The organism is Dechloromonas denitrificans (genome assembly GCF_001551835.1).
Classification (GTDB): Bacteria; Pseudomonadota; Gammaproteobacteria; order Burkholderiales; family Rhodocyclaceae; genus Azonexus; species Azonexus denitrificans.
In genome coordinates this window covers 86,416-102,699 of the sequence record NZ_LODL01000021.1, presented here as the reverse complement: position 1 = coordinate 102,699, position 16,284 = coordinate 86,416, and the positions used below count along the sequence as shown (strand labels likewise).

Annotated in this window: 19 protein-coding genes and 1 pseudogene; 6 read left to right on the top strand and 14 right to left on the bottom strand. The window is 65.3% G+C overall.

What is annotated here, in order from left to right; translation table 11 throughout:
- The 4 genes and pseudogenes from AT959_RS21620 to AT959_RS11585 form a co-directional block, all read right to left on the bottom strand.
- Nucleotides 1–338: pseudogene (locus AT959_RS21620) on the bottom strand (hypothetical protein); the annotation flags it as partial.
- A gap of 107 nt (nucleotides 339–445) precedes the next feature.
- On the bottom strand, nucleotides 446–622 hold the full coding sequence (gene hemP, locus AT959_RS11595) for a hemin uptake protein HemP (RefSeq protein WP_066883260.1): 177 nt from the start codon (nucleotides 620–622) through the stop codon (nucleotides 446–448).
- An 87-nt stretch (nucleotides 623–709) separates the two neighbouring features.
- Nucleotides 710–2,017 carry a DUF2325 domain-containing protein gene (locus tag AT959_RS11590; RefSeq protein ID WP_066883258.1) on the bottom strand — a complete coding sequence of 436 codons (1,308 nt, stop codon included), beginning with the start codon at nucleotides 2,015–2,017 and terminating at the stop codon, nucleotides 710–712.
- A gap of 128 nt (nucleotides 2,018–2,145) precedes the next feature.
- Nucleotides 2,146–3,159, bottom strand: a complete 1,014-nt coding sequence (locus AT959_RS11585; protein WP_066883256.1) for a helix-turn-helix transcriptional regulator — start codon at nucleotides 3,157–3,159, stop codon at nucleotides 2,146–2,148.
- A 147-nt stretch (nucleotides 3,160–3,306) separates the two neighbouring features.
- Here AT959_RS11585 and AT959_RS11580 point away from each other — a divergent pair, with 147 nt between their 5' ends.
- The 4 genes from AT959_RS11580 to AT959_RS11565 all read left to right on the top strand — a co-directional run bounded on the left by AT959_RS11580 (nucleotide 3,307) and on the right by AT959_RS11565 (nucleotide 7,462).
- Nucleotides 3,307–5,280, top strand: coding sequence for a TonB-dependent receptor domain-containing protein (locus tag AT959_RS11580; protein ID WP_066883254.1), 1,974 nt, complete (start codon nucleotides 3,307–3,309; stop codon nucleotides 5,278–5,280).
- Nucleotides 5,281–5,460: 180 nt separating this feature from the next.
- Nucleotides 5,461–5,733: a hypothetical protein gene (locus tag AT959_RS11575; protein ID WP_066883252.1), complete on the top strand. Its 273-nt coding sequence runs from the start codon at nucleotides 5,461–5,463 to the stop codon at nucleotides 5,731–5,733.
- Entirely contained in the window at nucleotides 5,730–7,193 is a 1,464-nt protein-coding gene (locus tag AT959_RS11570) for a PepSY-associated TM helix domain-containing protein (RefSeq protein ID WP_066883250.1), read from the top strand. Before AT959_RS11575 ends, AT959_RS11570 begins: the two co-directional genes overlap by 4 nt.
- The gene (locus tag AT959_RS11565; protein ID WP_083518365.1) at nucleotides 7,190–7,462 is read left to right on the top strand and encodes a DUF3325 domain-containing protein; all 273 of its coding nucleotides are present in this window, start codon (nucleotides 7,190–7,192) and stop codon (nucleotides 7,460–7,462) included. Before AT959_RS11570 ends, AT959_RS11565 begins: the two co-directional genes overlap by 4 nt.
- Before the next feature lie 12 nt (nucleotides 7,463–7,474).
- Here the strand turns inward: AT959_RS11565 and AT959_RS11560 are convergent, their stop codons facing one another.
- Nucleotides 7,475–8,140, bottom strand: coding sequence for a hypothetical protein (locus tag AT959_RS11560; RefSeq protein ID WP_066883248.1), 666 nt, complete (start codon nucleotides 8,138–8,140; stop codon nucleotides 7,475–7,477).
- Between the two features lie 124 nt (nucleotides 8,141–8,264).
- Nucleotides 8,265–9,041, bottom strand: coding sequence for a hypothetical protein (locus AT959_RS11555; protein WP_066883246.1), 777 nt, complete (start codon nucleotides 9,039–9,041; stop codon nucleotides 8,265–8,267).
- A 130-nt stretch (nucleotides 9,042–9,171) separates the two neighbouring features.
- On the opposite strand from AT959_RS11555, the gene AT959_RS11550 reads away from it, so the two are divergent.
- Nucleotides 9,172–10,893 (top strand): GGDEF domain-containing protein, encoded by a 1,722-nt coding sequence (locus tag AT959_RS11550; RefSeq protein ID WP_066883244.1) that lies wholly within the window; start codon nucleotides 9,172–9,174, stop codon nucleotides 10,891–10,893.
- 17 nt (nucleotides 10,894–10,910) lie between these two features.
- Here the strand turns inward: AT959_RS11550 and AT959_RS11545 are convergent, their stop codons facing one another.
- The 8 genes from AT959_RS11545 to AT959_RS21150 form a co-directional block, all read right to left on the bottom strand.
- A complete protein-coding gene (locus AT959_RS11545) occupies nucleotides 10,911–11,441 on the bottom strand; it encodes a hypothetical protein (RefSeq protein WP_066883242.1) in 531 nt (176 codons plus the stop codon).
- Nucleotides 11,442–11,475: 34 nt separating this feature from the next.
- Nucleotides 11,476–13,533, bottom strand: coding sequence for a TonB-dependent receptor (locus AT959_RS11540; RefSeq protein ID WP_083518364.1), 2,058 nt, complete (start codon nucleotides 13,531–13,533; stop codon nucleotides 11,476–11,478).
- 244 nt (nucleotides 13,534–13,777) lie between these two features.
- Nucleotides 13,778–13,996 carry a hemin uptake protein HemP gene (gene hemP, locus AT959_RS11535; protein ID WP_066883240.1) on the bottom strand — a complete coding sequence of 73 codons (219 nt, stop codon included), beginning with the start codon at nucleotides 13,994–13,996 and terminating at the stop codon, nucleotides 13,778–13,780.
- Nucleotides 13,997–14,011: 15 nt separating this feature from the next.
- Nucleotides 14,012–14,629, bottom strand: coding sequence for a 30S ribosomal protein S4 (gene rpsD / locus AT959_RS11530; protein ID WP_066883238.1), 618 nt, complete (start codon nucleotides 14,627–14,629; stop codon nucleotides 14,012–14,014).
- Between the two features lie 12 nt (nucleotides 14,630–14,641).
- On the bottom strand, nucleotides 14,642–14,908 hold the full coding sequence (locus AT959_RS11525; protein WP_083518363.1) for a hypothetical protein: 267 nt from the start codon (nucleotides 14,906–14,908) through the stop codon (nucleotides 14,642–14,644).
- Nucleotides 14,909–15,054: 146 nt separating this feature from the next.
- Nucleotides 15,055–15,495 carry a hypothetical protein gene (locus tag AT959_RS11520; RefSeq protein WP_066883236.1) on the bottom strand — a complete coding sequence of 147 codons (441 nt, stop codon included), beginning with the start codon at nucleotides 15,493–15,495 and terminating at the stop codon, nucleotides 15,055–15,057.
- Nucleotides 15,479–15,688: a hypothetical protein gene (locus tag AT959_RS11515; protein WP_066883235.1), complete on the bottom strand. Its 210-nt coding sequence runs from the start codon at nucleotides 15,686–15,688 to the stop codon at nucleotides 15,479–15,481. The genes AT959_RS11520 and AT959_RS11515 overlap by 17 nt, the downstream gene beginning before the upstream one ends.
- Nucleotides 15,689–15,709: 21 nt before the next feature.
- Nucleotides 15,710–15,886: a hypothetical protein gene (locus AT959_RS21150; protein ID WP_157651285.1), complete on the bottom strand. Its 177-nt coding sequence runs from the start codon at nucleotides 15,884–15,886 to the stop codon at nucleotides 15,710–15,712.
- Nucleotides 15,887–15,999: 113 nt separating this feature from the next.
- On the opposite strand from AT959_RS21150, the gene AT959_RS11510 reads away from it, so the two are divergent.
- On the top strand, nucleotides 16,000–16,272 hold the full coding sequence (locus AT959_RS11510; protein ID WP_205629902.1) for a hypothetical protein: 273 nt from the start codon (nucleotides 16,000–16,002) through the stop codon (nucleotides 16,270–16,272).
- The last annotated feature ends 12 nt before the right edge of the window (nucleotides 16,273–16,284 follow it).

The window sequence follows — 16,284 nt, the reverse complement described above, 5'->3', positions numbered from 1 at the left end:
GCGGGGGCCGGCTTCGGCTCGGCCGGGGCGACGACCGGCGCCGCGGGGGCGGGGACATTGCTGTTGGTGGCCTCGATGACCGGGGTCGGTGCTTTCGGCATCGGCGCCCGCTGCTGCTTGACCGGCTGCGGCTTGACCATCGGCAGCGGCTTGGCGACCGGCGGCTTTTCAGCCTCCGGCGGTTGCAGCAGATCGACGACCAGCGGCATTTCCATGATCTGCGGCATCACGGTCTTGGCGGCGAGGACGAGCAGAAAAACGCCGACATGCAGGCCGATGACAACGCCGAGCAGACCGCTGCGCTGGAAGGGGGAAGGACGAGAGAGGGCGTAACTCATGGCGGTGTTTTTCAGGTTGCGCCAGCCGCCTTCAGGGAAAAAACCCTTGGCTCGCTGGCGATAAGCTTGCTGGCTACGGGAACGAGAGATTTACAACGGAGAAAAACTTATTTGGTCAGGATCAGCTTGTTTTCGCGGGTGACGCGCAACAGGTAACGCTGGCCGGCATGGTCGATTTCAACCGCGCTGTTGCCGCGCAGGATTTCCTCGCTTTCGACGCGCGGCCGGGCCGGGCCGAGTTCGGCGGGAGGGGGCGTGGGGATGGCTTTCGGCTGAGTGTTCATTGGTAGCATGAATGCAAACGAGAATGGATCGTATTATTTTGTAATTGAGAATTGCTGTCAACAACTTGTTTGGCAAAGCCTGGAACTTCAGGCGACCGTGATGGTCTCCGTCGGTGTGCAGGCCGCACTGACAATGCGGCCAAAGCTGGAAACGCCGGCCCCCTTGATGAAGACGCACTGCTTGCCGCTGCGCTTGCACTGTTCCTTGACCCGCCAGTAGGCGTTGTGACTGATGCAGCCGGCCTGGCAGACGACGAGGTCGGCCGCCGACAGCGCCGCGTCGATCCGGTGCAGGCTTTCTTCCAGGCCGCCGTCGTGATGCAGGAAGCGGCCGCCGCGCTGCTCGACGATTTGCCGGTAGGCGTCCACCGCACCCGAACGACCGCCGACGCAGAGGATGCACTTGCCGGAGAGGTTGGCAGCCTGCTCGTCGTCAGCGGAGTGCGGCGCGACGGCGGCCTGGTCGCCGGCGGCGAGCAGGTGGCGGATGGTTTCGTCGGCATGGCGGGCCAGTTCGCGCAGCCGTTCGACTTCTTCCTCCAGATCATTCAGCCTGGCGGTCAGCGCCGTGGCGCGGCCTTCGGCGTCGCTCGCCCGGCGGGCCAGGGCCTGCCGGTCCTTGAGCTCGGGCAGGGTCTGGCGCAGTGTGTCGAGTTGGCCGGTCAGGTTGGCGGCATGGGCTTCCTTGCCGGCCAGTTCGATGCGCAGATCGGCGACGCGTTGGCCGAGGCTGCGGGTTTCCCGCGATTTCTCACCGCGCTGGGCTTCGACTTCGCTGCGCGCCGCGTCGAGTTGACGACGCAGTTGCAGGTTCTCGGCTTGCAGGGTTTTCAGCGCGTTCAACTCGGCCCGGGTGCCGGTGCCGATCTGGTGCTGGATCATGTGGATGTCGCCGTAGATTTCCTGTTCGAGCAGCGCATCGCAGGCCGGATGCGTCCAACTCGCCCACAGCGCGCCGGGAATTTCGGTACCGGCCCGCACCGCTTCCCGCCATAGCTGGCGCAAGCCTTCGCCATCCTTGGTCTCGGCAAAGCGGCGGACGATCAGCTGAAAGCGCTTTTCCATGTTCTTGTGCAGCAGTTCGGCCAGTCGGCTGCGGGTTTCGCAGGCGCCGACGGCAGTGGTATGCAGCACGAAATCGGTGGTGTCGCGCGGGAAGTGCATGACCTTGGCCATCAGGCTGCGCAATTCATCGACGCCGAAACAGACGCCGATTACCGGGCAATGAAACTTGTGCGGGATGCCCCACAGCTTGCGCCGCTGCGAACCCTGGCTGGCGGCCGGCGCCGGCTCGGCGGGCGTCGGCTTGGGCAGCAACTGGGCAAAGCCGTCGGCGGTTTTGGCTTTGCCGGCGGTGAACACGCCGCCAGCGACATGGAAGGGGATATCGGACATCTCTAAGCTCCTTGGCGAAGAATCGCTGGCTGGCCGGAGATCCGGTTGGCTTGCTGTTAATGAGAATTATTATTATTTAATCGCCGGCGAAGGTCAAGCGGAAAATGCCTTGATCATTTTCAGACGGCCTAGATCTTCAGGCGGACCTGCTTGGGGGCCACGCCGAAATGGCGTCGGAAAGCCGTCGAGAAATTGGCCTGGCTGCTGTAGCCGGCGATTTCGGCGGCGCGGGCGACGCTGATGCCGCTCCGCTGCAGTTCGGCGGCGGCCCGTTGCAGCCGGCGTTCGCGCCGGTAGTCGAAGATGGTCTGGCCGAAAGCCAGCCGGAACTGCTGCTGCAGCGTGTTCGGATTGCAGCCCATGGCCTGGGCGATGGCCGCCATGTCGAGATGGTTGGCGGCGCCGCTGTCGAGGAATTGCTGCAGGCGGCAGATCCGCTGGTATTCGCCCGGGTGCAGGCCGGCCGGGATGTCCGGCGGCTGGCTGTCGGCCTGGGCGAGGGCTTCGGCAACCAGTTCGAGGGCTCGGCTTTCCTGGTAGAGGGCGTGCATCGGTCCGGCGAAAGTGCTCGGCCGGACCAGTTGTTCGGCAATGCCGATGGCGCGGGCCGACGGTTGCCAGTGGCGGATCGACAGGTGCGGCGTGAACTGCTCGGGGTCGAGTCCGGCGGCGGCTAACCAGTCGGCGGTCAGGGTGATGACCACCATGCGCTCGTGGGTACCGGCCCGGCTGCGTCGTTCGAAATCCTCCGGCTGGCTGAGCGTGACCACGGCGCCACGCGGCGTCGCGCTGGCCCCCTGGCCGGCGTCGAGGTGGAGCGGCGTGCCGCCGAAGCTGACCTCGGCATTGCCTTCGAGCTTGAGCAGCACCTTGATGCCGGGCTTGAGCAGCGGGAAGCGGGCAGTCATGTCGTGCAGGTGGGTGATGTTGGTGCAATGCAGGAAGAATCCTTCGCGCAGCCGGGCCAGCGAAAAGCTGCCTTCGAGGACGGCCGCGCCGGCCGCCAGCTCCCTGCTTTCCGCCTGATGGCCGAGCCCGATGCGCTGGCTGAGCATCGCCAGATCGAGGGCCGTGGTCGACGGCAGCGGCGCCGGCTGGCCGGGCTGGAAGGGCGGTGGGTAAATTTTCTTGGCAGCAAACATCTTCGTTGTTCCCGCAAACAAATGATTCGGAGGTTTTTGCGATACTAGCGCCCTTTGTTACAAATGAAAACTATTCGCAATTGACCGCCGGGTTTTTAACGGCGTTTGCATTTCAGGGGGTTTCGCATGCAGTCAGTAGGAAAAGGTATGCCGCGCATCAAGCCGATCGCGCTGGCTTTGTTGGGGGTTTTCTCGCTGTCGGCGGTGGCCGCCGAGGAGCCGACGCTGGCCCCGATGGTGGTCAGCGAGAAGCAGGTGCCGGAAGCGACTTCGGTCATTTTGAGCGAGGCGATCGAGCAGCGGGCGGCGCGCAATCTGCGCGAAGTGCTGCAGGACGAGCCGGGTGTCACGGTCGGCGGCGGGCCGGCGATTGCCCAGAAAATCTATGTGCGCGGCGTCGAGGATTCGATGCTGAGCACGACGCTCGACGGTGCGCTGCAGACCGGCCGGGCCTTCCATCACCAGTCGCGGCTGATGATCGATCCCGACCTGATCAAGCAGATCGAACTGGATCGTGGCAGTTCGGCGGCCAGTGCCGGGCCGGGCGCACTGGCCGGTTCGCTGCGCATGACGACCAAGGATGGCCGCGACCTGCTGCGAGCGGACCAGAAGCTGGGCGGTATCGTCCGCGGCGGCGTTTCCTCGAATGAGGGCGAGCGCTTCGGCGCGTCGGTGTACGGCCTGGCCGGCGACGATTTCGATTTCCTGCTTTCCGGCAACCGCATCAATACCGACGACTACCAGGACGGCAACGGCAAGACGCAAGTCAACAGCGGCTCGACGCAGAAGAGCGGGCTGGCCAAGTTCAACTGGCGGATGGCGCCGGGGCATAGCCTGGCGGTCGGCTACCAGAGCGTACAGGACGAAGGCGTCCGCTTCCTGCGCCCGAACATGTGGGGGCTGGGCGCCAACAATGGCCCGGCGATGCCGCAGAAGAGCGAGCGCGACACGCTGACCGCGACCTATCGTTACGATGGCAACGGCAGTGCGCCGGCCATCGAGTTGAATGTTTTCTCGGACCAGATGACGGTCGAGCGGACGACGCCGACCGCGCAGGCCCGCTTCAACAAGCCGGCCGGCTACACCTGGGGCGAACAGATCGATGCCCAGGGCGCCAACCTGTTGCTGACCTCGAAGCTGGGCGAGGCGACCGTCCGCTACGGCCTGAATCATCATCGTTTCGAGTCGAACGCGATCAATTCCCGGCGCGTCGACAAAACCAGTACCGGCCACGAGGAAAGCGGCGTCAGCGGTCTTTTCCTCGAAGGCAGCCTGCCGCTCGCCAAGCAGTTCATCATCGGCGCCGGCGCCCGTTACGACTGGTACAGCTACACCGACAACCACAACCAGGATTTCTCCAGCAACGGCCTGAGCCCGAACGGCAGCCTGACCTGGCTGGCGACCGAGGCGCTCAGCTTCCGCGCCGCCGCCTCGCGGACGATGCGCGGGGCCGGCCTGAAGGAGGCCTTCTATATCGATAGCACGACCTGGAAGAACGACCCCAATCTGAAGGAAGAAAAGGCCAGCAACTACGAACTCAGCTTCAACTACGGCAGCGGCCCGTGGAGCCTGAAAGGTTCCGTCTTCCGGTTGAACATCGAGGACTTCATCACGACCGGCAGCGGCACTTCGATCACCAATGTCGGCGACATGGTCTCCAAGGGCTACGAACTGGGCGGCGGCTGGCGCAGCGGCGCCTTCCGCGTCGGCGCCGGCGTCGCCTATGCCAAGCCCAAGCTGAACGGCTACGACCTGGGCGAAATCAATGACGGCCTCGGCGTGTCGACCGGGCGTAGCTGGAACCTCAATCTCGGCTACGACATCGCGGCGTGGAATCTCGATCTCGGCTGGACCAGCCGCCTGGTCGAGGAGCACAAGTACACCGACATGTCGAAGGTCGAGAAGTCGAAGGACGGCTACGCGGTGCATGACATCTACGCCAACTGGCAGCCGCTCGGCAAGGACCGGGTGCGAGTCACCTTCAGCGTGCGCAACCTGTTCGACAAGTTCTACTACGATCAGGGCACCTACGCTTACCTGAACAACGCCGGCAGCACGGTTTATTACGGCTATGCCGAACCGGGCCGCGACGTTCGCCTCGACCTGAGCTGGAAGTTCTAAGGAAACGCTGATCTATTCAAAAATGTCATTCCCGCGCAGGCGGGAATCCAGGGGCCAGGCGCTGACTGGGTTCCCGCCTGCGCGGGAACGACAAGCTCAAGAATCATCGCCTTAACTGAACGGCATTTGCCCGGTAGCCGGGGGCTTTTGCGTTTTTCGGCACGTTCAATGGGAATTTCCATGCCTTTCCTTTCCGCTGACACGGCTCACCTGTGCCTGCGCATCCTGGCCGCCGCGCTCGGCGGCTACGCCCTGTGCTGGGCGATTTTCTACCTGTTGTGCAGCTGGCTGCCGTATGAAAAGGCCACCGTCTGGTACCTGACCGGGCAGTTGGCGCCGCTGCCTTTTGTCGGCGTCCTGCTTTGGGCTTTCGTCAGCCCGTCGGCCTGGCGGGCGCTGGGCTGGCCGCTGCTCTGGGCGGCCGCCATCGCCTTGGTCGGGTGGCTGGCATGAATGCGCTCGGCAAGGCGCTGCTCGGGCTGCATGCCTGGGGCGGCATGGTCTTTTCGTGGCTGCTGGTGCCGATCTTCATCGCCGGCAGCCTGGCTGTCTTCGAGCCGGAAATCAGTCACTGGATGCGGCCGGAAGTGAAATTTGCCGATTTTTCACAGTCGACCGCAGCCATACTCGGCGAGGCCCGCCTGCGCCAGGTCGGGGCCGAGTCCGCCGTCTGGCGGCTGCGCCTGCCCACTGAGCGGGCGCCGAGCATCGGTATCGGCTGGGGCAAGAACCCGCGCGCCCTGCAGGAAGAAACCCTCGATGCCGTCAGTGGTCAGCCGCTGCAGGTGCGGGCGACGACGGGCGGGCATTTCTTCACCGACCTGCACGCCGAGCTGCTGCTCGAAGCGCCGGGCAAGTGGATCGTCGGCGCCGTCGGCATCTTCATGCTGGCGGCGTTGGTTTCCGGCGTCCTGATCCATCACCGTATCCTGCGCGACTTCTTCACCCTGCGGCCGCGTGCCAACCGCCGCCGGGCCTGGCTCGACGTCCATAACCTGGTCGGCGTCGCGACCTTGCCCTTCCTGCTGATGATCACCTACACCGGGGTCGTCATCCTCGCCGAAGCCTTCATGCCGGCCGCCACCTACGCGCTCTACGACAGCAAGCCGCGCGCCAACCGAGCCGAGGTGCTGAAATCCTTCGAGCGCAAGGCGAGCCGCGAAGCGGGCCAGTTGCTGCCGCTGGCCGAGCACCTCGCCGCCGCCGAGCGCGAACTGGGGGCGGGCACGATCAGCAACCTGCTGATCCGCCATCCCGCCGACCGCAACGGCCTGGTCCAGGCCTATCGCCACGTCAACGACCGGCTGTCGGCGGTGGCCGACCACGTCACCTTCGATGCGGTGAGCGGCGAAGTATTCGGCAAACAGGTGGACTGGAACCTGATGGCCTACGCCTACCGGGCACAGGTCGGCCTGCATGTCGTGCATTTCGGCGGTTCGGCGCTGCGCTGGCTGTATTTTATTTCCGGCTTGCTCGGCGCGGCGATGATGGCGGCCGGCACCGTGCTTTTCCTGCGCAAGCGCCGCCAGCGGCATGGCGCCGGGCGCAGCCAGCGCTGGCTGGAAGCATTCGGCATCGCCTCGGTCAGCGGCGGCCTGCTCGCCTGTCTCGGCTATTTCTGGAGCAACCGGCTGCTGCCGGTGGCGCTGGATGGCCGGGCCGGCTACGAGGTCGTCGCCTTTTTCGCGGTCTGGGCGGCGGCGCTGGCCCATGCCGGCTGGTGCGGTTGGGCGGCGTGGCGCGAGCAGTTCATGCTGGCCGGGCTGCTTGCCGTGCTGATCCTGCCGCTCGACCAGTTCACCGGCGGCGGGCCGGATGTCATGCGCCAGGGCTTCGATCTGGCTGCCGTGCTGCTCGGCGGCTTGCTGCTGCTGATCGGCTGGCGATTCTTCGGAAGGGAGACAGAGCGATGACGCTGCTCTTTATTGTGGCCTTGTTGCTGATCGTCGCCGGCATGGCCGGTCTGGCGCTGGGCATGGCGCGCCATTTCCAGGCGGTTTTCCGGCACCCGCCGGCGGCCGGCGTGCTGCACTGGTGGCGCGGCGCCGGCTGGTTGCTGCTCGGCCTGGCCCTGCTGCCCTGCGTCGCCGGCTGGGGCGTGGCGATCGGCATCGTGCTGTGGAGTGGCCTGCTGGCGGCCGGGGTGATCGCGGTGGCGCTCTATCTGGCGCGGGACCGTTGAATGGCGCTGTCGCTAGCGGATTTTCCGCTTGATTTCGCCGTCGCAGCTCTCGGCGACGCGGGCGTATTCTTCCGCCGTGTCGATCAGGGCCTGGGCCGTCTTGACGCGGGATATTTCGCGGCTGATGTAGGGCAGCCAGCGATTGTCGAGTTCGTCCTGCAGGCGAGCCCGGGTTTCGCCGACCGGGCCGCGCCACGGGCCGCCGGTGGCGAAGCGTTTGCTCAGCGTCGCGGCGATGTCTTTCTCGATGCTGGCGAGGTGGTCCTGGTAGGTTTTGACGTGGCGCAGCTCGTGCTCGTAAATCTCCTTGTAGGCGCAACTGCCGGCCGGAAATTCCCGGGCGACATAGACCGTCATCGGCTTGAAGCCGTAGACCACGTTGATCTGCGGGCTGGCGCACTCCATCCGGCTGCCCGGCGCGATGAAGGCCGGAATCCTGATCTCGAACTTGACGATGGCGTTGCCCCGGGTCAGGCCGAGCACCGCCTTGCCGGGCGGGCCGAGTTCGGCGCCGAGGTTGGTCAGGGTCTTGTAGCCGTACTGCAGGTTCATGCCGAGCGGGGCGTCGAGCCGCTGCAGCGTGACGGCGGGCGGCGGTAGCTGGTCGCATTCGTCGGCCGTGGCCGGGCCGGCGAGCAGGGTCAGCAGACAGAGCAGGGATAGGGTGCGCTTGGGCACTGGCGAGGCAGCCTCCGTGACGAGTGGTCCGCGCAGGAAATGCGGGCCGCGGCATTGTCCGCCATTGTCGCTATTTATGCCGGGCTGCCAAGCGGCAAGGCCGTCGCGGCGGTTTTTGCCATTTTCAGGGTGTCGACCGCAGCAATCCGATTTCCTGTGCCGTTTCGCGGCCGATCAGGGTCTCGGCCAGGCTGGCCGGGATTTCGGACTCGCCGGCCGCGAGCGGCGTGCGGCCGCCCATGATTTCGGCGAAGACTTGTGGCAGGCGGGGCTGCCGTTGCGGCTCGGCGTAGCCCTGCGGGTAGATCGGCTGCAGTGTCGCCGGGTCGTACTTGTCGCTGGCACCGAAGGTGTGCAGCAGTTCGTGAGCGATCACCACCAGATTCTGTTTGCGCTGCTGGCGGCTGGCGAAGGCGTGGATGACGCCGAGCTGGCCTTTGCTGAGGCCGGTCGAGTGGGGCAGCATGGCTGTCCGCTCGGGGTCGTGGAAGAGCACGAAGAGGCGGACCTGCGGTTTCGGCCCGGCGATGGCGTCGTGCCGGCTCGCCCACCAGCGCAGCTGCAGGCTCCATTGCAGGATGTCGAGGGCGCTGCCCGGCTTGGGTGGCAAGGGCGGCTTTTCGTTGAGAACCGGGGCGAGGTGCAGCATCACCGGCTGCAGCACGGCACGCTCATAGCGTTTGCTTTCTTCCTGCAGCCATTCGCCGATCTCGGCAAAGCTGTCGTTGTTCAGTTCGCCAACGAAGCGGGCCGTGGCCGGCGAGTCGTCGGCGGCAATCGGGTAGATCGCGACGTGCACACTGTCTTCCCACGCCGTCAGCCGGCTGTTGGCGCGCCAGGCACTGAGGCCGACGGTGGCGAGGACGAGGAGCAGGAGCAGAATGCGGAATTTACGAAACATGGCTGGCTGTATGCACGGGGAATTCCGTATCATGATGGTTGTGGTATGCATCCGGCAAGGCATTCGCCCGATCCCGGCCTGCGTTGCCGCAGTCGCCTCACCCCTTTCCCTTCTTGATTGATTGCCCGGAATGAGCCTGCGCCTACGCTTTCATCTGCTGACCCTGTTTTTCTTCGTGATTTCGGCGGTGCCGGTCTGGCTTTCCGTGCGCACGCTGGCCGAGGGCATTGTCGAGCAGTGGGCGGTGCGCTATGCCGAAAAACAGGTGCTCTACGACAAGGAGCGCACGCTGCAGCCGATCCTGCGCGAGGTGGCGCTGGCCCGGCAACTGGCCAATTCGCAGTACATCCGCGAGTGGTCGCGGCAGCCCGACGAGGCCGGTGCGACCCGGCACGCGGTGGCCGAGATGGAGAGTTTTCGCCAGAGTTTTCAGGATCACAATTATTTCGTCGGCCTCAAGGGCAACGGGCGCTACTACTTCAACAACGCGCAAAACGAGTTCGCCGGCCGCGAGTATCGCTATACCCTGAACCCCAAGCAGCCGAAGGATGCCTGGTTCTACGACCTGATCCGCCAGGGGCGCGATATCCATATCAACGTCAATCCAGATCCCGAACTGGGCATCACCAAGCTGTGGATCGACGTGCTGATCCGCGACGGCAGCGAGATCGTCGGCATTGCCGGCACCGGGCTCGACCTCGGCAGCTTCATCGGCAACGTCGTCGAAGAGAAAGTGCCGGGCGTGACCAGCCTGTTCATCGATCGGGCCGGCGCCATCCAGTTGCATCGCAACCAGGCGCTGATCGACTACGGCTCGGTCAGCAAGCGGCCGGGCGAACGCAATACGATCGACCTGCTGTTCGAGGACAGCGCCGACCGCAAGGCGATCTACGCCGCGATGAAGTTGCTCGAGGTGCAGAACGGCAAGGTCGTTACCGAACTGGTCAATATGGGCGGCAAGCGCCATCTGGCCGGCCTGGTCTATCTGCCGGAAATCGACTGGTATGAAATCACCTTGCTCGACCTCGATGTGCTGCTGCCCTTCGGGCAGTTTTCGGGAATCATCCTGCTCTACGCACTCAGCCTGCTCGGCATTCTGGTCCTCTTCAACATGACGCTGAGCCGTCTGGTGCTGCAGCCGCTCGGCAAGCTCGACGCGGCGATGGCCCTGGTCGAAACCGGTGGCCAGGTGCCGGCCAGCCTTGACCAGCAGGCCAGCGGCGAAATTGGCAGCCTGATGCGCCGCTTCATGCAGATGGCCCGCACCGTGACCGAGGCCCGGCACGATCTGGAGGGCAAGGTGCAGGAGCGGACGCAGGCGCTCGACCGCCTGAGCAAGACCGACTCGCTGACCGAATTGCTCAACCGGCGCGGCATGAGCGAACGGCTCGAGGCCGAGCTGGTGCGCATGGCCCGCGAAGCCTGGCCGGTCGGCATCCTGTGGCTCGATGTCGATCACTTCAAGCAGATCAACGACCAAACCGGCCACGCGACGGGCGACCTGGCGCTGAAAGCCATTGCCGGCATCATCGAGGCCGAATTGCGCCGCTACGATGTCGTGTCGCGCTGGGGCGGCGACGAGTTCCTGGTCATGCTGCAACCGGCCGGTGCCGAGGTGCTGGCGGCGCTCGGCGAACGGATTCGCAGCGAGGTGGCAAGCTGCCGGACGGTGCTCGATCCGGCCGGCGCCATCGTCCCGCTCAGCGTCAGCATCGGCGGCGCCCTGGCCCGGCCGGGCGAGGATCTCGACAGCCTGCTGCACCGTGGCGACACGGCGCTCTATGCCGCCAAGGCGGCCGGCCGCAACGTCGTCCGCCTGGCCGCGCCGGCCGACGAGCTGACACCGGCCTGATTCCCGGCCGGCGCCGCTCAGTGGCCGTCGGCCACCCGGTAGCTGGCGTGGCAGGCGACGCAGCGGCGCATGTTGTCGGCCAGCAGATTGTTCACCGCGTCCTTGTCGCCGATCTGCTCGGCGATGTCGGCGATTTCATCGAAGCCGGCATGGGTTGCCTTGCCGAGTGGCAAAAACGCCTGCGGCGCCTTCTTGCGGATGCCCTGGACGATCGATGCCGGGTTGGTGAAGTCGTCGCGATGCGCCTTCAGGCCGACGCTGCGCGCCGCCTGAGCGACCGCCGGCATGTCGCCGGCCTGGCTGGCGGCCAGGATGCGCTGGCTGACGGCGAGGAATTCGCGCATTTCGCTGAGCAGGAAATTCTTCTCGCGGGCATCGAGCGGGATCGGGTGGCGACTGTCGGCCGCCAGTTCCTGGCCGTGGCCGGCGTGCTGGTCGGCCGGGATGGCGGCCAGCGGCGCCAGCAGCAGGCCGGCGAGGGCGAGCGCCGCCAGGCTGCGGATTTTGCCGGGTCGGGCGGTCGACGGGTCAAAAAGGGCAATTTTCATGATGGCTTTGGGCTGGAGTGAATGGGAAAGCGCCTTAGAAGCTGCCGCGCCAGGCAAGCTGGACGCTGCGGCCGGGGGCCTTGATCTCGCTACCGGAAACGCCTTCGGTCAGGTGTTCGTGGTAGGTCTTGTCGGCCAGGTTCTTGATCGCGAAGCGCAGGCTGTTGCGTTTGTCGATCTGCCAGCTGGCGCCGAGGTCGGCGGTGACGAAGCCGGCGGTGGCATTCTCGCTGCCCTTGCTGAACCTGGTGGCGACGCGGTCCTGGCGGTCCACCAGGCGCAGCGTGAAGTCGGCCTTGACGCCGGGCAGCACGTGGCCGAGCCAGCCCAGTGACACTTCGTCGGCCGGCATCTGGAACAGCGGCTCGTCGAGATCGTCGTTCGTGCCGCGCAGCCGCGAATAGCCGGCGCTCAGCCAGTGGCCGTCGACGAACTGCCAGCGGGCGCGGGCTTCGAAGCCCTTGATGGTGGCGCTGCCGAGGTTGATCGTCTTCTTGCAGTTGGCGGCATTGGCGGCGCCGCAGGCGGCGGTGGCGGCGCTGCCGGTCAGGATCTGGCCGGTGATGTAGTTGTCGATCTGGTTGTAATAGGCCGAAACGCCGTAGTCGACCGCCGCACTGGCACCCTTGACGCCGAGTTCGAACTGGTCGGCCTTCTCCGACTCGACTTCCGGGCTGCCGGCGTAGTAATAGCCGTCGCCGCGCAGGCCCGACTCGTAGCGCTCGCGCATGCCCGGGGCGCGGAAGGCGCGGGCGTAGTTGGCGTAGGGGCGGAACAGCGGGGCCACTTCATAGATTGCACCGAGGCTGCCGGACAGCGCGCTGTCCGAGCTATCGAGCCCGCTCTTGCGGGCGCCGTTGTTCATGCTGTCGGCGTCGCCGCTGACCGTGTCGTAGCGCAGGCCGGCCAGCAGGTTGAGGCGGCCGAAGCGCATGTCGTCCTGGGCATAGAGGCCGACTGCCTTGATCCGGGCATTCTGGAACGGGTTGTTGGCGCTCAGCGTAGTGAACGGGGCGCCGGTCGCCATGTAGCGGTCGGGGTTGCCGGTCATTTCCCAGGCATTCAGGCCGAAGGAGACGAGGTGCTGCGGATGGACCAGCCAGTCGGCCTTGGCGTCGACGCCGGTGGTCTCGAACGTGACCTGGTTGGTGGCGATGTCGCGGTTCAGCTTGTTGGCCCATGAGTAGATCTGGCGCTCCATGTCCTGGCGATAGACGCGCAGATCGACATTGAGCGGCGCCTCGCCGCTGCCCTGGCGGCTGTAGCCGAGTTCGAGCAGACGGCGCGCCTGGGTCGGCGAATGGACGGTGGTGCTGCCGACCCGCGGGCTGGCGTGCGGCCGGGTCGAACCGGGATACCAGACGTCCTCGTCCTTGTGCTGTTGCAGCGACAGGCGCAGTTGCTGCTGGCTGTCGATCCGGAAGCGGTACTGGCCGATGAAGCTGTCGGAGTCGTAGCCGGTGCGCGCCACCGTGCCTTCCGGCGACTTGTAGTCGTCGATGCGGGCCAGCGAGGCGCCGAGCATCAAGGCGTGGTCGCCGCTGCTGGCATTCATCACGGCGGTGCCGCGCAAGCCCTGGCTGGCGCTGTCAAAACTGGCGCCGGCTTCGACGCCGACGCCGGAAACGAATTTCGCCTGCGGCAGCAGCACGTTGATCGCGCCGCCCAAGGCGCCGGTGCCGTAGAGCACCGAGGCGCCGCCCTTGACCACTTCGACCCGCTCGGCCATGCCGAAGGACATGAAGGAGGCGATGGCGCCGGCCGGCTGTGCCGAGTTGAAACGCACGCCATCGACCAGCAGCACGATGCTTTCCTTGCTCAGGCCGCGAATGACCGGGTTCTGGCCCTGGGCGCTGTCGTTTGAAACGGCGATGCCCGGCTCGCCGCGTAGCGCGTCGCCGACATTGGCGGCATTGCGCCGGGCAATTTCGCTGCGGTCGAGCGTCGTCGTCGCCAGCGGGGTTTCGAGATCGGCGGCGGTGTAACCCTTGGCGGTGACGTTAACCGGGGAAAGCGTGCTTTCCTGCGCATTGACCGTCGAAAAGGCGATCAGCAGGGCCGCCGCAACGGGGCTGAGGCGAGGCAAGTCCATGAACAACTCCAGTGAAGAGGGCTGGCTGGCGTTGGCTGGCTCGCCTGATGGTAATCAGAGAATATTAGTATTCTGCCAAATGAGAATGATTGTTGATTTGATTAAAGTCAGTTTTTTCCCGGTGCGGCGCAGGCCTGCGGTCGACGCTCGGAAAAAGGCAAAAACCGGGGGCAGAGCAAAAAAAATCCCGCCGACGGCAGAGCGTGGGCGGGCATTGCGCGGCGCCGTCTACCGGCGCAGCGCCCTATTTGGTCAGGATCAGTTTGCCGAGGCCGGTGATACGCAGGCTGTAGCGTTCGCCGCGATGCACGATGCTGATCTCGTTCTGCGCGCCAAACAACTCGTGACTGGTGAAACTGGGCGGCGCGGATGCCGCGACAGGAATGGCGCCGGGCGTTTCGGTCAGGGCGTTGTACTGGCGCCCGAGAAACGGAGCCCGGATGCCTTGTTTGCTGGTTTGCATGAGCGACTCCTGGGTTTACATTCGGGTAGCGTAATACTCGACGATACGTTGCAGATCGAGCGGGAAGGGCGCCGAGCTGCCATCCGGCAGGTGGCTGAGGCGGGCGGTCAGCGTCGTGCTGTCGAGGGCGATCCATTCCGGCCGTTCCAGCGCCGGATCGTCCAGCGTAGCGCGGACAGCGGCGAGCTGGCGGCCCGCTTCGGTCGGCCCGAAGGCATCGCCGACCCGGATGCGGATCGATGGAATGGTCACCCGGCGGCCGTTCAGCGCAATGTGGCCGTGGCTGACCAGCTGGCGGGCAGCCGGGATGGTCGGCGCGAAACCGGCGCGGAAAACCAGGTTGTCGAGGCGGCGTTCGAGCAGTTCGACCAGCTTGTCGCCGGTGGCGCCGCGATGCTTCTTGGCGTCGAGCACGACGCGGCGCAGTTGCCCCTCGGAGAGGCCGTAGTTGTAGCGCAGTTTCTGCTTTTCCATCAATTGCAGGCCGAATTCGGACTTGCGGCTACTCAGCTTGCGGGCGCCGTGCTGGCCGGGCGGCTGTGGCCGCTCCTGCATCGATTTGCGGGACAGGCCGGGCAGGTCGATGCCGAGGGCGCGCAGGACTTTGAGGCGGGGGCCGGTGTAACGGGACATCTTTTCTCTCTTTCAGTGAACGTGGCAACCGGGCGCGGTCAACGGGTAAAAATCGACAGGAACCGAGTTCGGGTGACACTGCACCGCTTCCCAGCCGCCCAACACTTCCTGCAAGGTACTTTTCAGGTAGGGGTTGAGGCCATCCTGTGCAGCGATGCCACGCAGATGCGCACGCAGGGCCTCGGTCTTGTTCAGGGTGGCGCCGCGCAAGGCGGAGGACGAGAGCAGGTGAATGACGGCGGCCAGTCGCAGGTCGACCGGCATGTCGGAGTTATCCATGAGGCGCTCCAGAGGTTTTGAAAAACTGGCTGGCTGGCCGGATCTCCGGATGGCTGGCTGGGTCAGGGGAAGACGGAGTCACGCCGGCTGGCGCTGGGTGAGTCCGGGTGGTTAATCGGGAATGGCTGGGCCTTGCGCTGGCTAAGTCAACGCCGATTGATGCGGCAAGCGGCCAGCCCATCGCGCTCGCGCGACAGTCGTTCGTATTCGGCATGGGCGGCGGCGATGGTTTTTTCGAGAAACCAGACTCGCTGCGCAGTGCCGGCCAGGTGGTCGTTGGCATCGCTCAGTTCGATCAGCTTGCGACCCAGTTCGATCATGGCCTGGCCGGATTCGAGCTTGGCCAGGCGCTGGCGCTGCTGGGCATTGATTTCCTGCAGGCGGCTGATCTCGTTGGTCTGCGCAACAATCTGGCGGGCGGCCAGGGTGGCGCTGCGCCGCTGGGTTTGGCGCGACTGGCGCAGGGCCTGACGCAAGGCGCTGATCTCGGATTCGAGGCGGCTGATCTGCCGGGTATCGACTGCTGGCGCCAGCGGGTCGCCATCGTCGCGTTCGAGAATGCTGCGGTCTTTAAGCGGTGCAAGCATGGCGCGCCTCCTGTTGCCGGCTCAGGCGGGCGCTGGCCCGCTCGCACAGGTTGCGGGTTTCAGCATCGACGCCGTCCATTTCGCAAAGGCGTTCGAGCAGGCGGACGGCGTTCAGCGCCGAATGCGGACAACCGGTTTCGTGGTGGATGAGCAGCAGGCTCAAGGCCCCGGCCCACAGTTCGCTGGATGGCATGGCCACTCCCTTGCAGCAAGATCATGTTGAAATGCCGGCCAGCAGCAGCCAAAGCAGCAGGCCGGCCAGTGAGGTATTGAGCAGCAGGCTACGCATTCGGGTGTCTGGTTGTTGAGAATGGTTCTCATGATATGGGGTGGTTTTGTTTTTGTAAATAAGAATTGCTATTGAATACCCTGGATGGATTTTTGGTTTCACGGTATCGCTTGCGTCGTACCGGACAATGGGCGGGGAAGAGCCTATGATGAATGCTTGGTGCATCGAAAACAGGAGGCTGGATCTCTCGCTGCCCGTTTCGTCTAGTGCTTGTCGTGGTGTTGATCGCTGCCAGCGGTGCGGCACCGGCACGGGGTCCGTGGCGGGCCAGCGAAGACAATACCCGGGGTTGGCAATTCATGACGCCGGAAGAGCGGGTCGAGCATCAGGCCAGGATCCGCAGCTTTCAACGGCTGGATGAGTGTGAGGCCTATCAGCAGGCACATCACCGGCTGATGCTCGAACGGGCCGCCGGTCAGGGGCGGCAACTGAGTGCCGGGGGGCGGGATATTTGCGAGCACCTGCGTCCGGCAGCAGCCAGGCCTTGAGCGCGGCGAATT